The following is a 20,440-nucleotide window of genomic DNA, read 5'->3' as shown; positions in this document are numbered from 1 at the left end:
ACTAACGGCTCGGGGCGGCCGTCACGGCGCGGGGGCCGCCCTCGGCGAGCACCAGGTGGTCGTGACCCTGCTCGCGCTCCAGGATCGCCTCCTCGATCTGGGCCAGTAGGGACTGCAGCCGGGCGGCCTCGCGGTCGTCGTCCGCGGGCGTGCCGAGGTGCTCGGTGAGGCTCGTGGCGTCGACGTGCAGGTGGACCGGCGGCTCGATCGGCTCGCCGTCGAGGGCGGCCAGGGCGAGGCCCGGCGTGTCGGCGAGGTCGGCGCGGAAGCCGAGAGCAGAACGGAAGCGGTCGAAGCGCTCCTGCGGGTCCAAGGGACACCTCCGGGTCGGGAGCCTCCGATGGTCCGCACTCGGGCCGCCGGGCGCCATGTGATGTGCGCTGCGCGCTCGTGAGTAGTAATCCGTGTCCAGACACGGATCAGTACTCACGAGCACGGAGTGCACCTTGCCCGACGACGCCCTCGGTGACGACGACGTGACCGCCCTGGTGGCCCGGCTGCTGCGCCGCGAGGTCTCGCCCGCGGAGCTGCGCGCGGCGGTGGCCGCACGCCTGGCCGCCGTCGACCCCCGGGTCCGCGGGCTCGGGCTCGACCGGACCGACGCACCCGTCGTCGGGAACCCCGAGGGGCCGCTGGCCGGCGTGCCGATCCTGGTCAAGGAGAACACCGACGTCGCCGGCTGGCCGACCACGAACGGCTCCGCCGCGTACGTGCCGCAGCCCGCCCGGCAGCACGCCGCGGTGACCGAGCAGTTGCTCGGCGCGGGACTCGACCTCGTGGGCACCAGCCGGATGCCGGAGTTCGGGCTCAACGCGACCACCGAGTTCGTCGACGCCGAGCCGACCCGCAACCCCGTCGACCCGGCCTTCTCCGCGGGCGCCTCCAGCGGCGGGGCGGCCGCGCTCGTCGCCGCCGGTGCGGTGCCGGTGGCGCACGCGAACGACGGCGGGGGGTCCATCCGGATCCCGGCGGCGGCGTGCGGGCTGGTCGGGCTGAAGCCGAGCCGCGGGCTGCTCGCCCGCAGCGCCCACGGCGCGCTGATGCCGATCGACCTGGTGGCGGACGGGGTCGTGACCCGCACCGTCCGCGACACCGCGCTGGTCCTGTCGGCGCTGACGGGGGAACCGGTGCGTTCCCGGACGCGGCTGCGGGTCGGCGTCGTGCTGCACAGCCCCGCCGGCGGCGAGGTGGACGCCGACACGCGGGCCGCCGTGGAGCGGTCGGCGCGCCGGCTCGAGGCCGCCGGCCACCACGTCGAGCCGCACCGACCCGCCGTCGGGACGGGCTTCGTCGACGACTTCCTCGTGTACTGGGGCCTGCTGGCGTTCGCCGTCGCGGCCGGCGGACGCCGGAGCTTCGGGCCGACCTTCGAACGCTCCCGCCTCGACCCGCTCACGCGCGGCCTCGCCCGCCACTTCCTGACGACGGGTCCGCGACGGCCCGGGTTCCTGCGGCGCCTGCGCCGGGTCGCCTACCGCGCCGAGTTCATCCACCAGGACGTCCTGCTCTCACCGGTCCTCGCACACCGCACCCCGCCGCTGGGATGGCTGCACCCGGCCGTGCCGTTCGACGACCTGCGCGAACGGCTCGTGCGCTACGTCGGGTTCACGCCGCTGCAGAACGTCGCCGGTGCCCCCGCGGTCTCCGTGCCGGCCGGGCGGGACGGGCGCGGGCTGCCGATCGGGGTGCAGCTCGCGGGCCTGCCGGGCGATGAGGGCGTGCTGCTCGGGCTCGCGGGGGAGCTGGAGGCTGCCTCGGACGTCAGCTCTTCGTTAACCTCCGCAGCGTGGACGAGCCCGCGGATCTCGACGCGCTGGTGACGGCGGTCGCGACGGCGCTGATGGGGGTCGACTCCGCCGGGCTGGGCGAGGCCGCGGAGTCCGTGCTGGAGACGACGGTCGGCGCCCTCGGCGTCGAGACCGGCTCGCTGCGCTTCCACGACACCCGGCAGCGGGTGGCGGTGCTCGTGGCCGCGTGGCCGTCGGGGGGCTCCGGGGCGGGGGACGCGGCGCTCGAGGTCCTCACCGAGCCGCGGGTGGGACCGGACGAACTCGTGGTCCCGCTGGTCACGGCGGGGACGACGACCGGGTCGCTCGCCCTGGGCGGGGCGCGGGAGTGGCGCGAGGAGGAGCTGCGGGCGCTGGGCACGATCGCGGTGCTGTTCGCGCAGATGCAGAGCCGGATGGCCGCCGAGGACCGGCTGCGCCACATCGCCCACCACGACGAGCTCACCGGGCTGCCCAATCGGCGCGCGCTGATGGAGCACCTGTCCGGGATCCTGGCCGAGGCGGAGCCGGGCACGCGGGCCCTGCTGTTCATCGACGTCGACCGGCTCAAGGCCATGAACGACTTCCTCGGCCACGAGGCGGGGGACCGGTTCATCGTCGAGATCGCGCAGCGGCTGCGCTCCGCGGTCGATCCCGACGACGTCGTCGCCCGGCTCGGGGGCGACGAGCTGGTGGTGTCGGTGGCCGGGGTGTGCGACGAGTCCCGGGCCGTGGCGCTGGCCGAGCGGGTCCAGCACGCGATCGCCCAGCCGATCCAGCTGGGCGGGCAGTCGCTGGGGCGGACGGTCAGCGTCGGGATCGCGGTGATGGAGCCGGCGTCGGTGACGCTCGCGCAGTGGCTGCGCTCGGCCGACCAGGCGGTGCTGGTGGCCAAGAGCCGGGGCGGTAACGAGGTCGTCGTGTTCACCGCGGAGATGGAGTCGCGCGAGCAGGTGCGCGTGGCGGTCGAGATGAACCTGCTGACCGCGATCCGCGACGGGTCGCTGACGATCGCCTACCAGCCGATCGTCGACCTCCGCACGCGGGCGATGGTCGGGGTCGAGGCCCTGGTCCGCTGGCACCACCCGACGCTCGGGCCGGTGGCGCCGGAGCTGTTCGTGGGGGTCGCGGAGGCCACGAACCTCGCCGGGGAGCTCGGCGACTGGGTGCTCGCGGAGGCGTGCCGGCAGTTCGCCCGGTGGCGCGCGGACGTGGCGCTGGACGGCTTCGCGATCTCGGTGAACATCTCGCCGGTCCAATTGATCGCGATCGACTTCGTGACGACGGTGGCCTCGGTCCTCGAGCGCCACGGCCTCGACGGGTCGGACCTGATCCTCGAGGTTACCGAGCACGCCGTGGTCAGCGACGACGCCGCGGCGCTGAAGACGCTGCACGGGCTGCGCGAGCTCGGCGTCGCGATCGCCATCGACGACTTCGGCACCGGCTACAGCTCGCTCGCCCAGCTCAAGCGGTTCCCGGTGAACACGCTGAAGATCGACCGCGGGTTCGTGCACGACCTCGGCCACGACCCGGACGACTACTCGATCGTCCGGTCGATCGTGAAGCTGGCGGAGTCGTTCGGCCTGGACCTGATCGCCGAGGGCGTGGAGAGCGAGGAGGCGGCGGCGACGCTGGTGGAGCTCGGGTGTCGCGTCGCGCAGGGCTACCTGTTCGCGCGCCCGGTCAGTGCCGACGAGCTGGGTGCGACGCTGCGGGGGCGGTACTCACCCGCGGGCTAGCTCCTCGTCGTCCTCGGTCTCGGCGACGACCTCGGCGGGGTCGGCCGGGTCCTCGAGGTCACCCATGAGATCGCGCAGGTTCCCCAGGAGCATGCTCATCGCGGACTCCTCTCGGGCGGTGTGCGGTCGACGGTAGCGGCTCGTCGTGCACAACCGGGTTCCTGACCGATCCGGACGCCGGGCGGCTGTCTCAGTTCGGTCATCGGCGGCTGCGGGGCGACGGGCGGGTCCTCGGGTGGCGGCTTCCCGGACCAACATCGCCGGAACAACGAGGATCCGGACGCTGAGGCCTCGGATCCTCGTTGTTCCGATGATCTTGCACGAACCGGGAACCGCTCGGCCGCGGCGACACTCCAAGCGGGTGTGAAGGTCGATGAGTTCGTGGCGACCCACGACGGAGTGATCTCGCGTGCCCAGGCCAAGCAGTGCGGCATGAGCGACGACCAGATCGCCCGGAAGGTCGCCAAGAAGGAGTGGGTGCGCCGGGCGCCCGGGGTGTACTTCGTGGTCGCGTTCCCGTGGACCGCGGCCGCCCGGGTGCGGATCGCCGCCGAGTTCGTCCGGCCCGTGGGCGCGTTGATCGGGGTCGCCGCCGCGTGGTGGCTCGCCCTCGGGGTCGCGGGCCCGCATCCGATCGTCGCCGCGCTCCCGCCCGGCAGCTCACGGCCGAAGCCGGCCGGGTTCACCACCGTGCAGCGTGACCTGCGGGGAGACCGGGTGCTGCACCGCGGACTGTGGGTGACCACCCGGGCCCTGACGACCCTCGACGCGGCGGTGGCCCTGGGACGGGAGGGGCAGCCGTTCCTCGACCGGGTCCTGCAGCAGAAGAAGGTCGGTCTCGACGAGCTCCGGGTCGCCCAGTCGCGTCATCTGGGCCGACGTGGGTCGGGTGCGGCTCACCGGCTTCTCGTCCAGGCGGCGGATCGAGCGGCGTCGACGGCCGAGCGGGTGGCCATCGCGCTCCTGCGGGGCGGTGGCGTCTCCGGATGGGAGGTGAACCTGGAGGTGCTGCTCTCCGACGGACGGGAGGCGGTCATCGACATCGCGTTCCGCGAGGCCAAGTTCGCCCTCGAGATCGACGGGTGGGCGTTCCACCAGGACCCGGAGCGGTTCATCAGCCGGCGGGCGCGCAAGCGGGCGCTCGTGGCCGACGGCTGGGTCGTCGCCGAGGTGACGTGGAAGGAGCTGACGGAGCAGCCCGAGAAGGTCCTCGACGAGATCCGGCGGACGCTGGCTCACCGGCTCGCGCGATGAGGAGGTCCAAGATCACCGGGACAACGAGGATCCGGACGCTCAGGCCTCGGATCCTCGTTGTTCCGATGATCTTGGTCGACGGTGCGACGGGGTCAGCCCGCCAGGGACGCCCGGAGGTCGGCGAAGAGGTCGGTGCGGGACTCGGAGCCGAGGCGTTGGCGGATGCCCCGCACGTGGTGCTCGACGGTCTTGGCGGTGATGAAGAGCCGGTCGCCGATCTCGCGGTAGGTGAGGCCGTCGAGGAGGAGCTCGGCGACCTCGCGCTCCCGGTCGGAGAGCACGCTGGGCCGGGGAGCGGGCGCGGCGGCCTGCGGTTCGGCGGCGGGGGAGACCTCGGGCGCCGTCGACGGCCCGGCGAGCAGGCCCCGGGCCAGGCCGAGCATCGTCGCGAGGACCCGCTTGTCGCTCGTGCGCACGGCGGCCTCCTTGGCCAGGCGCGCCCCGTCGTAGGCCATGCCGGCCTCGGAGAGCGAGGCCGCCACCGCACTGACCTCCTCGGCCTGGACGTCGCCGGTGAGGACGTGCAGCCACGTCCGGGCGGCCCGGGCGAGGACCCCGGCGAGCGAGCCGGCGTGGGCGGCCGGGTCGGCGGCGGCCTCGGCGAGGTGGGCCGCGTGGCGCTGGGCGGAGGGCGGGTCGTCGGCGGCGACCGCGGCGAGGAACGCGCACCAGTGCCACGGCGCCGCCCACAGGACGGGTTGCCCGAGCGCGTTGAGCAGCTCGTCGCCGGACCGCAGGTGCGGCGCCAGCCAGGCCAGCTCACCGAGGCGGCCGGCGACGACCGCCAGCTCCCCGACCGCCAACAGCGACCACAGGTCCATCGCGTGCCGCAGCACGGCCTCGCGCGCGCGGGACCACACGGCCAGCAGCCCGCGGGTGTCGCCACCCCGGCGGACGAGCCCGGCCTCGAGGGCGACCGCGACCAGCTCGTCGCGCGCGTGCGCCGGCTCCGGGCGGGCGTTCGCGGCGTCGAGCCCGGCCCGCGCGGCGAGCAGGTCGCCGCCGGCCATGTCCGCCCAGGCCCGCAGCAGCAGGTGACGGCGCCGGTACGGGGCACCTCCGAGGTCGGCGGCGAGGGCGCGGTCGACGAGGGTGCGCGCGAGGTCCGGCTCGCCGCGGTGCAGGGCGACCAGGGCGCCGAGGGCGGCGGGCGAGTCGTCGTGCAGCACCGGGGCGGCGCGGCACTCGAGCATGGCCGCGGCCCGCGTGAGGTCGGACAGCGCCGACGCCGACCCGCCCGGCTGCACGCTGGCCCGGACGGCCTTCCCGACGAGGCCGTCGGCCCCGGCCCGGAGGGTGGGAGGCACGGGGCGCGTGGACGTCGTGTCGGTCGACGGCACCTCACGACCGGTCCCGACGAGCGCGACGGCCGCCGCCGGGCAGGCACGGCCCGGGGCGACGGCGGCGACCCACGCGTGCAGCTCGGCCGCGTCGGCGAGCATCCCGCGGTGGGCGTGGACGCCGGCCAGGACGTGTGCGGCCCGCACCAGGTCGGTCAGCGGGGCGTCCGAGGCGAGCACCTCGTCGGCGCACCGGCCGGCCTCGACGAACTCGCCGGTGAGGGCGGCCTGCTCCGCGACGGCGGCCAGGTCGGACGTCATCGGGCGCTCCAGCTCGGGCGCGCTCACGTGGCGACGGCGTCGGATGCGGGGGGAGCCGGCGGGACGACGGGGGCGGGCGGCGGCACGGAGGAGGACGGCGGGTCCTCGACGACGGGCGGGTCGGGAACGGGGGGCGGCGGGTCGACCTTCGGCGTGTCCGGCGTGGTCGTCCCCGTGTTCGCCGGCGGCGCCGGGGCGGGGACGACGGACGCGGGCGCGACGAGCGGCGGCACGACGGCGGGCGCGGGCGCGACCGGGGCGACCGGGTTCGCGGCGGCGGGGACGGCCGGGGCCTTCGCCGGGGTGGAGCGGCGGGTCGCGGCGGCGGGGGAGACGTCGTCCGCGGTGTCGTCCGAGACGTCGGTGGTCGCGGCGTCGAGCGTCCCGGGCGGCAGCGTGCCGGCGTCGCCCGGACCGGGTGCCGCGGGAGCAGTGCCGGCGGCCTGGGCCTGGGAGGGCGCCACGGTGGCCGTCGACGACCCGGTGTTCTTCACCATCGGCACGGTCACCGCGACCACACCGCCCGCGACCAGCACGGCCGCGGCCCCGGCGCCGATGGCGAGCCGGCGCTTGCGGGGGTCGGGCCGGCTCTCCGGCTCGACGGCGGACGGAGCGGCGGGAGCGGAGACCCGAGCGGGCGGCAGGGCGCTCGTCGGGACCGCCGTCCGCCGGGCCGGGGCGACGGCGAGGGTGTCGGTGACCGGCTCGTCGTCGGGGGCGGGCCGGTGGCGCAGGTCGAGGCGGACGGGCGTCGTCATCGGGTCGTCGGCGTGGGCGAGCAGCGCGGCGGCCGGGCCGACCCACTCGGTGCGCGGTTCCGGCGCCGGGAACGGGCCTGAGATCGGGGCACGACCCGGCGTCGGGAAGGGGCCGGTGGGAGGACGGACGACGCCGGAGGCGGCGGCCGCGGCCCAGGTGGCGCCGCGGGCGACGACGGTCGTCGGGTCGGGGTCCACGGAGACCGGGCGGCCGAGCTCGCTGGAGAGCAGGCGCGCGACGAGCGGGATGCGCGAGGAGCCGCCGACGAGCAGGACGCCGTCGAGGTCGGCGGGGCGGACACGGGCGGAGTCGAGGACCTCGCCGAGGACGTCGATCGTCTGGCGCAGCGCCGGGGCGATCATGTCCTCGAACTCGCCGCGGGTGACGCGGATGCGGGTGCTGACGTTGGGGAGGCGGACGTCGACGACGGCGTCCGTGTCGACCGACAGCCGCTCCTTGGCCGCGACGCACGCACGGCGGAGGCCGGCGACGGCGCGGACGGTGGCCGGGTCGGCCGGGTCGAGAGCGGCGACCGCACCACCGAGCTCGGCGCAGACGTGCCAGAAGAGGGCCTCGTCGAAGTCGATCCCGCCGAGCGCCTCGAGTCCCTGGCCCCGGCCGAGGACGGTCAGCCCGACCGGCGCGACGGGGGAGGAGGGCACGCCCCGGACGACGGCGGCGTCGAAGGTGCCGCCCCCGAGGTCGTAGACGGCGACGGTGCGGCCGACGGGCAGGCGGCCGGCGGCGGCGTGCGCGGCCGCGGCGGCCTCGGGCTCGGTGAGCAGCACGACGTCGTGCAGGCCGACCTCGGCGAGCGCCTCGGAGAACACGCGGCGGCGGTAGGCGCCCCAGCCGGCCGGGTGGGCGACGGCGAGGCGGCGGGGCTCGCGACCCTGGCGCTCGGCGACGCGGTCGGCGGTCCACCGGACCATCTCGGCGGCCACGCCGTCGGCGGAGAAGCCCTCGCCGGCCACGACGATCGGGGTGTCGTCGCCGAGGCGGCGCTTGAACTCGCGGACGACCCGCTGGGGCGCCCACGGCGCGCGGGCCTCGGCCTCGCCGCCGACGAGCAGGGACCCGTCGTCGTCGACGAGGAGCACGGAGGGGACCTGGACGGCGTCGCGGTCGAGGCCGACCACGTGCACGTCGGGAGCGCGGTCCGGGTGCACGGCGGCCGCGGTGTAGGTGGTGCCCAGGTCGATCCCGAGGTCGTAGGCGAGGGGGACCCCCGGCCTGCCTGCGGTCGCCCGTGCCGGGCCCACCATCGTCACACCCAGCTCCATCCGCCCCGGCCGCCCCGGAAGGGCGGCGCCGTGTCGCTGACTCGTGGCCATCATCGACCCGTTCCGCGGCGTCGTTACACGTTCGTAGCTCGATCGTGTGAGCTTGCTCCGAACGGTCGGGGAGGCTGCGTCACTCGGCGTGACCCCGGGGTGCCGACCGGGGGGTCGCCCCGAAATCCCCTAGGGGGTCGTCCGGGGAACCCGGCGGGAGCCCCGATGGCCGGGGCGCCCCCGGCGACGACTGTTCTCCCCACGCCGCTGGCGGCAGCACGCCGCGAGCGCCACACCTTCGATGCCTGGGGGCACACCATGGTCGCCGAGAAGACGCTGCTCGAGTTCCTGCTGGACCTGCTGTCGGACAAGGAGGCGCTGGCCGCCTTCAAGGAGGACCCGGAGGGCGCGCTCAAGGCCGCCGGCCTCGAGCACGTCTGCGTGGAGGACATCCAGGACCTCGTCCCGGTCGTGCTCGAGAAGTGCAGCCCCGAGGACTGCGCCAAGTACGAGGACGACTGCGACGACGACAAGTGCCACGACGACGAGTGGCGCGAGTGCCGTGAGGACGAGCACTGGACCGGCAAGCACCACGACGAGTGCGACGACGACCACGGCCACCACGGCAACTCGCACCACGACTACGAGATGCACAAGGTCATCACGCACCTGACCTACGTCACCAACAACTTCACGATCGACAACTCGATCAACGTCTGGAACGCCGGCGACGGCGACGTCCTCATCGTCAACGGTGACGGCAACATCATCGGCGACAACAACGTCACCGGCGACGGCAACACCATCGGCGACGGCAACGGCTCGGGCAACGTCGGCGACGGCGCCGTGGTCGGCGACTTCAACGGCTCGGGCAACATCTCCGGCGAGCTGAACCTCGACCTGGGCCTCCTGCCGGAGCTGCCGCCGCTCGTGCTGCCCGGCGGGAGCCTGGACCTGCCGCTGGACGTCGACGTCCCCGACAGCCCGGCCGCCCTCACCTCGCAGGTGGCGAGCACGGAGTCCTCGGAGTCGGAGCCGACCTCCGTCGAGGAGCCCGAGCCGACCCACGAGACCGAGGACCACGGCTCGTACACCGAGGTCAACGGCCACGGCAACATCATCGGCGACGACAACGTCACCGGTCACGGCAACACCATCGGCGACGGCAACGGCTCGAACAACATCGGCGACGGCGCCGTGGTCGGCAACGGCAACGGCTCGGGCAACGTCGACCTGTCGGCCGACGTGGACCTGGGTGGCGACGACGTCGAGGTGCCGATCCAGGACGGTGCGGGCGTCTGAGCCTGACCTCGGGGCCGCGGATCGCCTCCGCGTAGCCTCCGACGGGTGACGACGAGGCCGGGGCACGGTGGATCACCACCGTGCCCCGGCCTTCGTGCGTCGGTGACTCCAGCAGCGGGGGGTGGCAGGTGAGCGGGAGCGCGACGAAGGGGGCGGCGGCACCGACGGCGTCGGGCCGGAGCGCGAAGAAGGCCCGGTCGGCGGTCGAGCTGATCGGCCTCGCGCGCTCGACGGCGGCGGCCCTCGAGCGCACCGACCTGGCCGAACGGCTCCAGGCCGTCGAGCGGGCCGTGGTCGACGACCGGGCCCGCGTCCTCGTGATCGGCGAGTTCAAGGCCGGCAAGTCCGAGCTGGTCAACGCCCTGCTGGGCGGGCGGGTCCTGCCGACCGATGCCCACCGCGCCACCACCGTCCCGACGGTCTGCACGTACGACGACACGCCCTCGGTGGTGCTGGCGCGCGTGGTGGACGGGGAGGCCGACGCCGAGACGGTCGACCCGGGCTCGCTCGCCGAGCACGTCACCGAGAAGGGCAACCCGGAGAACAGGGCGGGCTGGGCGCACGCCGACGTCCGCCTCCCGCGGTCGCTGCTCGCGCACGGCCTGCGGCTCGTGGACACCCCGGGGGCCGGCGGGCTCGCGTCCCCGACCTCGGTCTCGACGATGGCCGAACTGCCGGGCGCGGACGCCGTCGTCCTGGTGTCGGACGCGGGCCGGGAGCTCACCGCGCCGGAGCTGGCGCTCGTGCGCACCGCGGCCGCGGTCGGGGCCACCGTCGTCGTCGCGATGTCGCGCACCGACATCCACCCGCGGTGGCGGCGGATCGCCGAGCTCGACCGCGGGCACCTGTCGGCCGCGGGACTCGACGGGGTCCACCTGGTGCCGACCTCGGCGCGGCTCGCCCTGCTCGCGGCCCGCCCCGAGGACGGCGCCGAGCCGGACGCGAGCCTCGCGGAGGAGTCCGGCCTGCCCGACCTCACGCGGATCCTCGTCGACCGCGTCGCCGCCGGGCGGGCGGAGCGCCGGGTGCGGACCGTGGCCGACGAGGTGATCGTGTGCACCGAGCAGCTCGCCGGGGCGCTGCGGGCCGAGCGGGACGCCCTCGCCGACCCGCGGCGGGCGCAGATGATCGCCGACGAGCAGGAGCGGTCGCGGGAGCGGGTGGCCGCGCTGCGCGGGCGGGCGGCGCGCTGGCAGCAGACCCTGAACGACGGCATCGCCGACCTCAACTCCGACATCGACCACGACCTGCGGGACCGGCTGCGCACCGTGCTCACCGACGCCGAGACCGCCCTCGACGACACCGACCCGGCGAAGACCTGGGAGCAGTTCTCGCCGTGGCTGCACCAGCAGGTGGCCGCCGCGGTCGCGACGAACGCGGTGTGGGCCGAGGAGCGCACCCGGTGGCTGTCCGAGACCGTGGCGCGGCACTTCGCCGAGGACGGGGAGGGCGTGCTGCCCGAGGTGCTCGTCGGGCACGACGTGGACGGGTCGGCGGTCGTCGCCGACCCGGTCGGCATGCTGGCCCAGCCCGACCACGAGAAGGTCGGTGTCGCCGGGCAGTTCCTCATAGGCATGCGCGGCTCGTACGGCGGCATCCTGATGGTCGGCCTGATCACCACCGTCGCGGGGATGGCGCTGCTCAACCCGTTCTCGATCGGGGCGGGTCTGCTGCTCGGGTCGAAGACGCTGGTCGACGAGCGGAAGCGCGCGCTGCAACGTCGTCGGGCCGAGGCGAAGCAGGCCGTCCGGCGTCACATCGACGAGATCATCTTCCAGGCCGGGAAGAACTCCCGGGACATGCTGCGCGGTGTGCAGCGCGGGCTGCGGGACCACTTCACCCGGACCTCCGACGAGCTCGACCGGTCACTGTCGCTGACGGCCCAGGCCGCCAAGGCGGTCGAGGCGGACAGCGCCTCGCGCAAGAAGCGGCTCGCCGAGGTCGAGGCCCGGCTCGCCCGCGTCGAGGAGCTGCTGACCCGGGCCCGGGAGCTGCGCGGACGTCAGGAGGGGGCCGCCCCCGCGACCCGGATGGTGCGCACGTGACGGGTCATCTCGTCGACGCGGCCCGCGCCGTCGTCGGGAAGGCGCAGCGCCTGTACTCCACGGGCGGCCCCGATCCGGCCTCCGACTGGGCGCGGGCGGTGCTGCACGACGCGCGGTCGCGGCTGGACGAGCCGCTGCGGGTGGCGCTGGCCGGGACGCTGAAGGCGGGGAAGTCGACGCTGCTCAACGCCCTGGTCGGGGAGCGCGTGGCCGCCACCGACGCGGGGGAGTGCACGCGGCTGGTCACCTGGTACCGCGACGCGCCGTCGCCCGCGGTGCTGCGGGAGGACACCGACGGGCGCCGCGGGCCGGTGCCGTTCGTGCGCAACGGCGAGGGGCTGTCGATCGACCTGCGCGGAGTGGACCCGGCGCGGGTGGGGCGGCTGCTCGTCGACTGGCCGGCGCGCGGGCTGGCCGCGACGACGCTCGTCGACACCCCGGGCCTGGACTCGATCCGGGAGACGAACTCGCGGCGCACGCTCGCCTTCGTCACCCCCGACGACCGGCCGTCCGGCGCGGACGCCGTCGTCTACCTGATGCGCCACGCCCACCGGAACGACGTCGGGTTCCTCGAGGCGTTCGCCGACCTCGCTCGGGGCGGCGCCGGCGGGCTGGGGGCGGTCGGGGCGTCGGGCACCGTGGTGGTGCTCTCCCGCGCCGACGAGATCGGGGGCGGGGGCCTGGACGCGATCACGACGGCGGGTCAGGTCGCGAAGGCCTACCGCTCCGACCCGGCACTGCGGCCGCTGTGCCAGACGGTCGTGGCGGTGGACGGGCTGCTCGCCGAGACCGCGCGGACGCTGCGCCAGTCCGAGTTCACCGCGCTGCGGGCGCTGGCCCGGGCGCCGCGCGCGGAGGTGGACGCGCTGCTGCTCTCGGCGGACCGGTTCTGCGCGGCCGAACCACCCGCCGTCGTCGCGGAGGCCCTGGCGTCCGACCCGGACGGGACCCGGCTCGACGGGCCGGCGCGGCAGGCGCTCATGGACCGGTTCGGCGTGTTCGGCATCCGCTCCGCCACGACGGTGCTGCGCCGTGGGGCGCGGACCGGCCGCGGGGTCACCGACTCGGTGTCGCTGGCCGCCGAGCTCGTCAAGCGCTCCGGGCTGGAGGAGCTGCGCGAGGTGCTCACGTCGCGGGTGGTGGGCCGGCGGGACGTGCACAAGGCGCGGTCGGCGCTGCTGGCGGTGGAGATGGTGCTCGCCCGCGCGCCCCGGCCGGACGCCGCCGAGGTGGCCGCGGAGCTCGAGCGGGTGCTCAGCGGCGCGCACGAGTTCACCGAGCAGCGGCTGCTCGCGGCGCTGCGCCAGGGGCAGGTCACGATGCCCGCGGACACCCAGCCCGAGGCCGAACGCCTGCTGGGCGGGGACGGCCCGGACCCCCACGCCCGGCTGGGTGTGGCGCCGGGTGACGACGTGCGGGGCGCCGCGCTGGAGGCGCTGGACCGCTGGCGGACCCGCGCGGAGTCCCCGCTGACGTCCCGTGCGGCAGCCGAGGTGGCGCGGGCGGTGGTGCGCTCCTGCGAAGGTGCGCTGCGCGCCCGTGAGCAGTAGTCCGTGTCCGGACACGGAGAAGTACTCACGAGGGCGGAGCCCACATGAGCGTGCGCCGGCCGGACGACCTCGACGCCGTCCGCGAGTCCTACGACCGGGTCGCCGACACCTACGTCGAGATGGTCCTGACGACGGGTCTCGGCGATCCGCGGACGCACCCGTGGCTGCGGTCCGCGCTGGAGGCGTTCGCCGGGTCGGTGGCCGCGCTCGGGCCGGTGCTCGACGTCGGGTGCGGCCCCGGCCTGACGACGGCGTTCCTCGCCGAGCGCGGCGTCGACGTCGTCGGGACGGACCTGTCGCCGCGCATGATCGACCACGCCCGCCGTCTCAACCCCGCGTGCGACTTCCGCGTGGCGTCGTCCACCGAGCTGGACCTGGTCGAGTCCTCGCTGGGCGGGGTGCTGGGCTGGTGGTCGCTGTTCAACCTGCCGCGGGACGTGCTGGGCGAGGTCCTGGTCTCGTTCGCACGGGCTCTCGTGCCCGGCGGGCAGGTCCTGGTGGCGACGCACGTCGGCGACGACGACCTCGAGCGGACCGAGGCCTACGGCGGGGTCCCGGTGCACTGGACGACGCACCAGTGGCGACCGGAGCAGCTCACCGTGCTGTTCGAGGCCGCGGGCCTGCACCCGGTGGCCGAGCTGCGGCTCCCGGCGGACCCGCCGGTCGGACCGACGGTGGTGATGTGCGCGGAGCGCAGGTGAGCACTAAGTGGGGTTATAGGCCCCGTTAGTGCTCACGAGCGCGGAGCGCACCTCAGACCGTCTCGGGCGCCGGGGCGACGGAGGTGCGGGCCGGCTCGCGGGTGGCGAACAGCATGAGCAGCGCGCCGACCAGGGCGAGCACGCTCATCGTCACGAACCCGCTGGTGAACGTGCCGGTGCTGTCGACGATCGCGCCCATCGCGACCGGGGCGATGACGCCGGAGATCGCGAACGCCGCGTCGGCGAAGCCCGCGGCGGTGCCCGGCTGGGTCGGGGCGGCGTCGATCGAGGCGACCCACCAGATGCCGCCGGTGACGAACCCGAAGCCGACACCGCACGAGATGAAGATGAGCGCGACGGTGAGGGTCGGGTCGAGGAACACCGGGATCAGCGAGGCGCCGGAGAGCAGCAGGGCGACGCCCATGATCGTGTAGCGGCTGCGCACGCTCTGCGTCCGCCGGTAGACGCGGTCGACGAGGAACCCGCCGACCAGGGCGCCGACGATGCCCGCCGCCCACGGCGCGATCGCGAACGCGCCGACCGCTTTGATCGAGAGCCCGAACGAGGTCGAGAGGTACTGCGGGAGCCAGTACATGAAGCCCCAGAACATGAATCCCCACGCGAAGTAGCCGATCGCGCAGATCCAGAGGTTGCGGTTGCGCAGCAGGGCGCCCCAGTCGGTGCGGCCCGGGGTCTCGTGCGCGATCTCGGCCTCGCGGCCGGCCGCGATGAGGGCGCGCTCGGCGTCGTTGGGCTGCGTGGCCTCCTCCGGGGTGCTGCGCAGCAGGCCGAGGGCCACGACGATCCACAGCAGCCCGAAACCGCCGATCACCCAGAACATCCCGCGCCACCCGACGGCGCCCATGAGCTGGGTGAGCAGCGGGCCGGCGATCAGCAGGCTGCCGGAGACCGCGACCCCGCCGATCAGGGCGAGCGCGAAGCCGCGCTCGGCGGCGGGGAGCCACCGGCCCGCGGTGCGGGTGGCGGCCGGGAAGGCCGGCGCCTCGGCCGCGCCGAGCACGATGCGGATGAGCAGCAGGCCGACGAACCCGCCCGCGAGCGGCACCAGCGCCGTCGTCAGGGAGAACAGCGCGACCGCGGCGATGAGCACCTTGCGCGGCCCGAACCGGTCGACGAGCGGACCGGAGAGGAACGCGAAGACCGCGTAGCCGATCGAGAAGACGCTCGAGACGACGCCGTACTGGGTGTCGGTGATCCCGAATTCGGTCTTGAACGGCGTGACCGCGTACGAGATCGCGCTCCGGTCGATGTAGTTGATGATGATCAGGGCGACGATCAGTCCGATCGTGACCCAACGAAAGCGGGTGGGCATGGTCCTCACCTGTCCGTAGCGCGTTCCGCTGGCGGGAACGAATGCCGAATGGCGTTGACGTGAAGAATGGTGCTCGACGGAGATCGGGTCAATGGTCCTGGTGGGACCCGTGACGCCGAATTGTCAATCGTTCCGGTGGAGGGAACGAGCGAGGTCCGCCGGGGTCGTGGAGCTCCGCAGCTCCCAGACCCGGGCCGCCAGGTCGCCCGCTCCGGGCCCGGCGTTCATGACGAACTTGGTCTCGTGCTCCGCCGCCGAGAGCGGCCGGTGGGGACCGCCGCGGTTGTCGCGGACCCGCTCGGTGACGACGTTCCCGGAGCGCAGGTGGGCGGTCAGGACGGCGGGAAAGGCCCGCGGGAAGCCGGCCGTGGCCTCGTCGTCGGGAACGCACTCCACGCGGGCCGCGAGGGCGAGGCGGGCGGGGTCCGCCGCCGCCTCGTCGGTGAAGTCGGCGTGCGAGACCCCCAGGCCACCGCGGTCGCCGGTCAGGGCCGCTGCGACGGTGTAGGGACCGGAGAACGCCGCGTGGTACCCGGAGCGGGGGCGGGCCTTCTCCGCGGCCGGCTCCGCGATCGTCCGCAGCACCGGGGCGGGGACGCCCAGGACGAGCCGCTCGACGTCGTCGGGACGGACCCCGCGGTCGCGCAGGGCGAGCGCGGCGTCGATGCCGGCGTGCGTGAAGTGGTTGCAGGGGTAGGGCTTGTAGAACACGCGCAGGGTCTCCCAGCGCTCGCCCAGCCCCTCGGTGACCTCCTCGATCCGCACCCGGTCGCCGCAGAACGCCTGCAGGAAGCCGAAGCGCCCCTCGAGGACGGTCGGCGGCCCCGTGAGCCCGTGGCGGGCGAGGTCGGCGGCCGCGACCCCGGCGTGCGCGGCCCACCCGCAGTGCACCCGCTTGACGGTGCCGCCGGTGCGGTTGGCCTCGATGACGCCCGCGCCCATGGAGGCGGCGATGCCGATGGCCGAGGTGAGCTGGTCGGCGTCGAGCCCGCGCAGCATCCCGGCCGCCACGGCGGCACCCACGGCCCCGCAGATCGCGGTCGCGTGCTGGCCGTACTCGAAGAACACGGAGTTGCCGAGCTCCTCGTCGTACCCGGCCATCCCGAGCCGGCACGTCAGCTCCACCCCGACGGCGGCCGCGTCGAGGAAGGCGGGCCCGCTCGCACCCGCGGCCTCGGCGGCGGCGAACGCGGCGGGCAGCACGGCGGCCGACGGGTGCAGCACCGACGGCAGGTGGGTGTCGTCGAAGTCGAGCGAGTGGGCCAGCGTGCCGTTGACCAGGGCGGCTGACGGGGCGGGGAGCAGCTCTCCGGTGGCGAACGACGTCGCCGCGCCGCGCCCGCCCCACTCGTCGACGACGGCCGACACGATCCGGCCGGGCTCCTCGCGGCGGGCGGCCAGGCAGTTGCCGAGCAGGTCGACCGTCCGGGCGGCGAGGTCGTCGCGCAGCTCGGCGGGCAGGCCTTCGGCCGCGACCCGGACGGCGAGGTCGGCGACCTGCTGGGCGGGGGTGCGGGTCACGACGGCGGTCACGCGAGCACCGCCACGGGCCGCACCGGGGAGCCGGTGCCGCCGACGATGCGCAGCGGCGCCATGACGAACACGAACTCGGTGAGGCCCTCCGCCGAGGCGTCCTCCAGGGCCAGGTGCTCGATGATGTGGATGCCGTTCTCCACGAGCAGGATCCGGTGCACCGGCAGCACGGCGTGCCCGGCGCCCGGGGGGATGAGCTCGAAGGCGGTGGTGTCGCTGCCGGCCGCGACGACGCCGCGTTCGGCGAGCCACGCCGCGCCGCTCTCGTCGACGCCCGGGACGCCGTCGGCCTGGCCGAGGTAGGTCGCGGCGGTCCCGAAGTGGCGGGCCCAGCCGGTGCGGATCACCGCGACGTCGCCCGGGCCCGGTTCCGGGCCGGCCGCGGCCAGGTCGGCGGCGGTCACGGCCTCGCCGGGCTCCAGCACGTCCACCCCGCGGGCGGCGGCCACGTCGAGCAGCACGCCGCGGGTGATCATCGGGGGGATCGTCTCCGCGCCGTGCTCGCGGTGCACCCCGCCGACCTGGGCCTCGGCCGCGTCCACCCCGCCGTGCAGGCAGCCCTCGTGGCTGACGTGCGACAGGGCGTCGACGTGGGTGCCGACGTGCCCGCCGGTCACGATCATCTCGTTCGACGCGGACCCGCCGTCGGCGCGGACCATGTCGCCGTGGCGGCGGATGAGCGTCATGCGGAAGCCGGGGTGGTTCGGCGAGCAGGGCATGCCGGTGAACAGCGGCTGGCCGAGCTCGACGGTGCGCACGCCGCCGGCGATCGCGTCGAGCAGGGCGCGGGTCGGGGTGGCGGTGGTCATCGGGTCTCCTCGTTCTGGGCGAGCAGGGCTCTGGCTCCCGCGACGACGGCGGGGTCGACGAAGCGGCCGTCGGCGTCGAGGAAGGCGGTCTCGGTCGAGTCCTCGAGCGAGGCGAGCAGCGCCCGGGCGCGGGCGAGCTCGTCGGGGGTGGCGGTGAAGGCCCGGTGGACCACCGGGACCTGCCGCGGGTGGATCACCGAGCGGCCGTGGAAGCCGCGGTCGCGGGCGGCGGCGGTGTCGGCGGCCAGCCCGCTGAGGTCGGCGACGTCGGTCCACACCGGCGCGACCGGGCTCGCCAGCCCGGCGGCACGGCTCGCCACGACGACCCGCTGCCGGGCCCACTCCAGCGCCGCGCGGTCGCGGACGCGCAGGTCGGCGGCCAGGTCGGCCTCGCCGAGCGAGAGCCCGACGACGTCGTCGTGCGCCGTCGCCAGCTCGAACGCCCGCTCCACCCCGAGGGCGGACTCCAGCAGCAGGTGCAGCGGCCGCCCCACCGCCTGCGCCAGATCCTTCACGACGGCGGGGTCGGTCGCCTTGGGCACGCGGACGCCGTCGACCCGCGCGCCCGCGAGGGCCTCGACGTCGAGCCGGCCGGCCTCGTCGTCGGGAACGTTCATCCGGACCCACAGCGGCTTCGTGCAGCTCAGCCCGGCCAGCGCCTCCCGCGCGAGGGCCTTGGAACCGACCGGCACCGCGTCCTCGAGATCGACGACGACCGCCTCGGCCCCGCCGGCCAGGGCCTTCGCGACGAGGTCCGGGCGGTGGCCGGGGACGTAGAGCCAGCTCCGGGCGACCCCGTAGCCGTTCATACCGCGCCCGCCGCCCGCAGCTGCTCGAGCCGCCCGGCGTCGACGCCGTGCTCGGCGAGGACCTCGGCGGTGTGCCGGCCGAGCGCCGGACCCGCCGTCCGGACCGCGCCCGGGGTCTCCGAGAGCCGGAAGGGGACGTTCTGGAAGCGGACCGGGCCGAGCTCGTCGTCGTCGACGGTCACGATGCTCTCCAGCGCCGCGTACTGCGGGTCGGCCAGGACGTCGGCCGCGGTGTAGATCGGCGCGACGGCGGCCTCGGCCTTCTCGAACGCCGCCACGACCTCGTCGCGGTCGCGTGCCGCGATCCAGGAGCCGACCGCCTCGTCGAGCTCGTCGGCGTGCTGCGCGCGCGACCACCCGGCCGCGAACCACGGCTCGTCGATGAACTCCGGGCGCCCGACCAGCCGAATGACGCGCTCGGCGATCGACTGCGCGCTCGTCGAGACGGCGACCCACCGGCCGTCGGCGCACTCGTAGGTGTTCCGCGGCGCGTTGTTCGAGGAGCGGTTGCCGTGCCGCGGCTGGAGCTCGCCGAGCTGGTCGTAGGCGATGACCTGCGGGCCGAGCACCGTGAGCAGCGGCTCGATGATCGCCATGTCGACGTCCTGGCCGCGCCCGGTCTGCTCTCGCGCCCGTAACGCCGTCATGATCGCGAACGCCGTGGTCAGCGCCGTCACGCCGTCGGCGAGGCCGAAGGGCGGGAGGGTGGGCGGCCCGTCGGGCTCGCCGGTGATCGCGGCGAACCCGCTCATCGCCTCGGCGAGCGTGCCGAACCCCGGGCGCGAGGCGTACGGCCCGAACTGGCCGAAACCGGTGACCCGGGCGACGACGAGGCCGGGGTTGCGCTCGCGCAGCACGTCCGGGCCGATGCCCCAGCGCTCGAGCGTGCCGGGCCGGAAGTTCTCGATGATCACGTCGGCGTCGGCCGCGAGCTCCCGGAACACCTCCTGGCCCTCCGGCGTGGAGAGGACGAGGGTGACCGAGCGCTTGTTGCGGCCGAGCATCTTCCACCACAGCCCGACGCCGTCCTTCGCGGCGCCGTGCGTGCGGCTGGGGTCGCCGCGGGGGTGCTCGATCTTGATGACGTCGGCGCCGTGGTCGCCGAGCAGGGTGGCGGCGAGCGGACCGGCGAACAGCGTCGCGACGTCGAGCACCTTGAGTCCGGCGAGGGCGGTCATGCGGTCCTTTCCGGGCGCCGCGGGGCGGCGCCGAGACGGTGGGAGATGCGGTCGGCGACGGCGACGACGCGCGGGGCGATCGCGGTGACGAACTCGTCCGTGACGCGGTAGCGGGGCCCGCACACCGAGATGGCGCCGAGCACGTCGCCGGACACCCCGAAGACCGGGGCCGCGACCGAGCCGGCGTCCGCCTGCCGCTCGCCGGCGGACGCGGCGTAGCCCAGCTCGACGATCCGGTCGAGCTCCGGGCGGAGGGCCTCCGGGTCGACCACGGTGCCCGGCGTGAGGGCCTCGAGGGGCTCGGCGAGGACCTGGTCGCGCTCCTCCGGCGCGAGGAACGCGAGCATGCACTTGCCCGAGGAGCCGGCGTGCAGCGGGAACCGGCGGCCCAGCTCGACGGTCATCTTGATCTCGTGGGTGCCGACGACCTGGTCCAGGTAGACCCGGCCGTGCGGCACCGGCGTGGAGAGCGTGGCGGTCTCGCGGGTCTCGTCGCGCAGCTCGCGCATCAGCGGCAGCGCGGCCTGGCGCAGGTCGGACTCGCGCAGCGCCCGCGAGCCGATCGCCGCGGCGGCCGGGCCGAGCCGGTACTCGCGGCTGACCGGGTCGAGGGCGACCATCCCGCGGCTCGCGAGCGAGGTCAGGATGCGGTGGACCACCGCCTTGGACAGCCCCAGCTCCCGGGCGATCCGCGAGACGCCCTGCGTGGACGGGCCGTCGACGAACAGCAGCAGCACGTCGGCCACACGGGCCGTCGCCTCGGTCCCGCCGGTCTGTTCGGGCACTC

General features: G+C 75.2%; 16 protein-coding genes. 7 read left to right on the top strand and 9 right to left on the bottom strand.

The genetic code is table 11. The features are described 5' to 3' along the window. Position 1 precedes the first annotated feature (1 nt). Positions 2-313 carry a hypothetical protein gene (locus WCD74_RS02925; protein ID WP_337693313.1) on the bottom strand — a complete coding sequence of 104 codons (312 nt, stop codon included), beginning with the start codon at positions 311-313 and terminating at the stop codon, positions 2-4. Between the two features lie 133 nt (positions 314-446). Between WCD74_RS02925 and WCD74_RS02920 the strand changes: the two genes are divergently transcribed. From WCD74_RS02920 to WCD74_RS02910, 3 genes are all read left to right on the top strand, one after another. After that, the gene (locus tag WCD74_RS02920; RefSeq protein WP_337693312.1) at positions 447-1,820 is read left to right on the top strand and encodes an amidase; all 1,374 of its coding nucleotides are present in this window, start codon (positions 447-449) and stop codon (positions 1,818-1,820) included. Next, positions 1,787-3,505: a putative bifunctional diguanylate cyclase/phosphodiesterase gene (locus WCD74_RS02915; protein ID WP_337693311.1), complete on the top strand. Its 1,719-nt coding sequence runs from the start codon at positions 1,787-1,789 to the stop codon at positions 3,503-3,505. The genes WCD74_RS02920 and WCD74_RS02915 overlap by 34 nt, the downstream gene beginning before the upstream one ends. Positions 3,506-3,868: 363 nt before the next feature. Continuing rightward, positions 3,869-4,759 carry a type IV toxin-antitoxin system AbiEi family antitoxin domain-containing protein gene (locus WCD74_RS02910; RefSeq protein ID WP_337693310.1) on the top strand — a complete coding sequence of 297 codons (891 nt, stop codon included), beginning with the start codon at positions 3,869-3,871 and terminating at the stop codon, positions 4,757-4,759. A 92-nt stretch (positions 4,760-4,851) separates the two neighbouring features. On the opposite strand, the gene WCD74_RS02905 is transcribed toward WCD74_RS02910, so the two are convergent. Both WCD74_RS02905 and WCD74_RS02900 read right to left on the bottom strand, forming a co-directional pair. After that, positions 4,852-6,387, bottom strand: coding sequence for a LuxR C-terminal-related transcriptional regulator (locus WCD74_RS02905; RefSeq protein WP_337693309.1), 1,536 nt, complete (start codon positions 6,385-6,387; stop codon positions 4,852-4,854). Beyond that, entirely contained in the window at positions 6,384-8,384 is a 2,001-nt protein-coding gene (locus WCD74_RS02900) for an Hsp70 family protein (protein ID WP_337693635.1), read from the bottom strand. Before WCD74_RS02900 ends, WCD74_RS02905 begins: the two co-directional genes overlap by 4 nt. A 234-nt stretch (positions 8,385-8,618) precedes the next feature. Here WCD74_RS02900 and WCD74_RS02895 point away from each other — a divergent pair, with 234 nt between their 5' ends. The 4 genes from WCD74_RS02895 (at position 8,619) to WCD74_RS02880 (ending at position 13,991) form a co-directional block, all read left to right on the top strand. Continuing rightward, positions 8,619-9,695 carry an IniB N-terminal domain-containing protein gene (locus tag WCD74_RS02895; RefSeq protein WP_337693308.1) on the top strand — a complete coding sequence of 359 codons (1,077 nt, stop codon included), beginning with the start codon at positions 8,619-8,621 and terminating at the stop codon, positions 9,693-9,695. 128 nt (positions 9,696-9,823) lie between these two features. After that, complete coding sequence (locus WCD74_RS02890) at positions 9,824-11,740, top strand: dynamin family protein (protein WP_337693307.1); 1,917 nt, start codon at positions 9,824-9,826, stop codon at positions 11,738-11,740. Continuing rightward, positions 11,737-13,290 (top strand): dynamin family protein, encoded by a 1,554-nt coding sequence (locus WCD74_RS02885; protein WP_337693306.1) that lies wholly within the window; start codon positions 11,737-11,739, stop codon positions 13,288-13,290. Before WCD74_RS02890 ends, WCD74_RS02885 begins: the two co-directional genes overlap by 4 nt. A gap of 44 nt (positions 13,291-13,334) precedes the next feature. Further along, the gene (locus WCD74_RS02880) at positions 13,335-13,991 is read left to right on the top strand and encodes a class I SAM-dependent DNA methyltransferase (protein ID WP_337693305.1); all 657 of its coding nucleotides are present in this window, start codon (positions 13,335-13,337) and stop codon (positions 13,989-13,991) included. 52 nt (positions 13,992-14,043) lie between these two features. Here WCD74_RS02880 and WCD74_RS02875 read toward each other — a convergent pair whose 3' ends face one another. From WCD74_RS02875 to WCD74_RS02850, 6 genes are all read right to left on the bottom strand, one after another. Beyond that, on the bottom strand, positions 14,044-15,324 hold the full coding sequence (locus tag WCD74_RS02875; RefSeq protein WP_337693304.1) for an MFS transporter: 1,281 nt from the start codon (positions 15,322-15,324) through the stop codon (positions 14,044-14,046). Between the two features lie 123 nt (positions 15,325-15,447). Then, on the bottom strand, positions 15,448-16,857 hold the full coding sequence (locus WCD74_RS02870) for an MmgE/PrpD family protein (protein ID WP_337693303.1): 1,410 nt from the start codon (positions 16,855-16,857) through the stop codon (positions 15,448-15,450). Continuing rightward, positions 16,854-17,666 (bottom strand): cyclase family protein, encoded by an 813-nt coding sequence (locus WCD74_RS02865; protein WP_337693302.1) that lies wholly within the window; start codon positions 17,664-17,666, stop codon positions 16,854-16,856. The genes WCD74_RS02870 and WCD74_RS02865 overlap by 4 nt, the downstream gene beginning before the upstream one ends. Continuing rightward, positions 17,663-18,475 (bottom strand): HpcH/HpaI aldolase/citrate lyase family protein, encoded by an 813-nt coding sequence (locus WCD74_RS02860; protein ID WP_337693301.1) that lies wholly within the window; start codon positions 18,473-18,475, stop codon positions 17,663-17,665. The genes WCD74_RS02865 and WCD74_RS02860 overlap by 4 nt, the downstream gene beginning before the upstream one ends. Continuing rightward, positions 18,472-19,653, bottom strand: coding sequence for a CaiB/BaiF CoA transferase family protein (locus tag WCD74_RS02855; protein ID WP_337693300.1), 1,182 nt, complete (start codon positions 19,651-19,653; stop codon positions 18,472-18,474). Before WCD74_RS02855 ends, WCD74_RS02860 begins: the two co-directional genes overlap by 4 nt. Further along, entirely contained in the window at positions 19,650-20,438 is a 789-nt protein-coding gene (locus tag WCD74_RS02850; RefSeq protein ID WP_337693299.1) for an IclR family transcriptional regulator, read from the bottom strand. The genes WCD74_RS02855 and WCD74_RS02850 overlap by 4 nt, the downstream gene beginning before the upstream one ends. Between the last annotated feature and the right edge of the window lie 2 nt (positions 20,439-20,440).

It is taken from the genome of Actinomycetospora aurantiaca, assembly GCF_037401875.1.
GTDB lineage: Bacteria > Actinomycetota > Actinomycetes > Mycobacteriales > Pseudonocardiaceae > Actinomycetospora > Actinomycetospora aurantiaca.
This window is presented reverse-complemented; position numbering and strand designations above follow the sequence as displayed.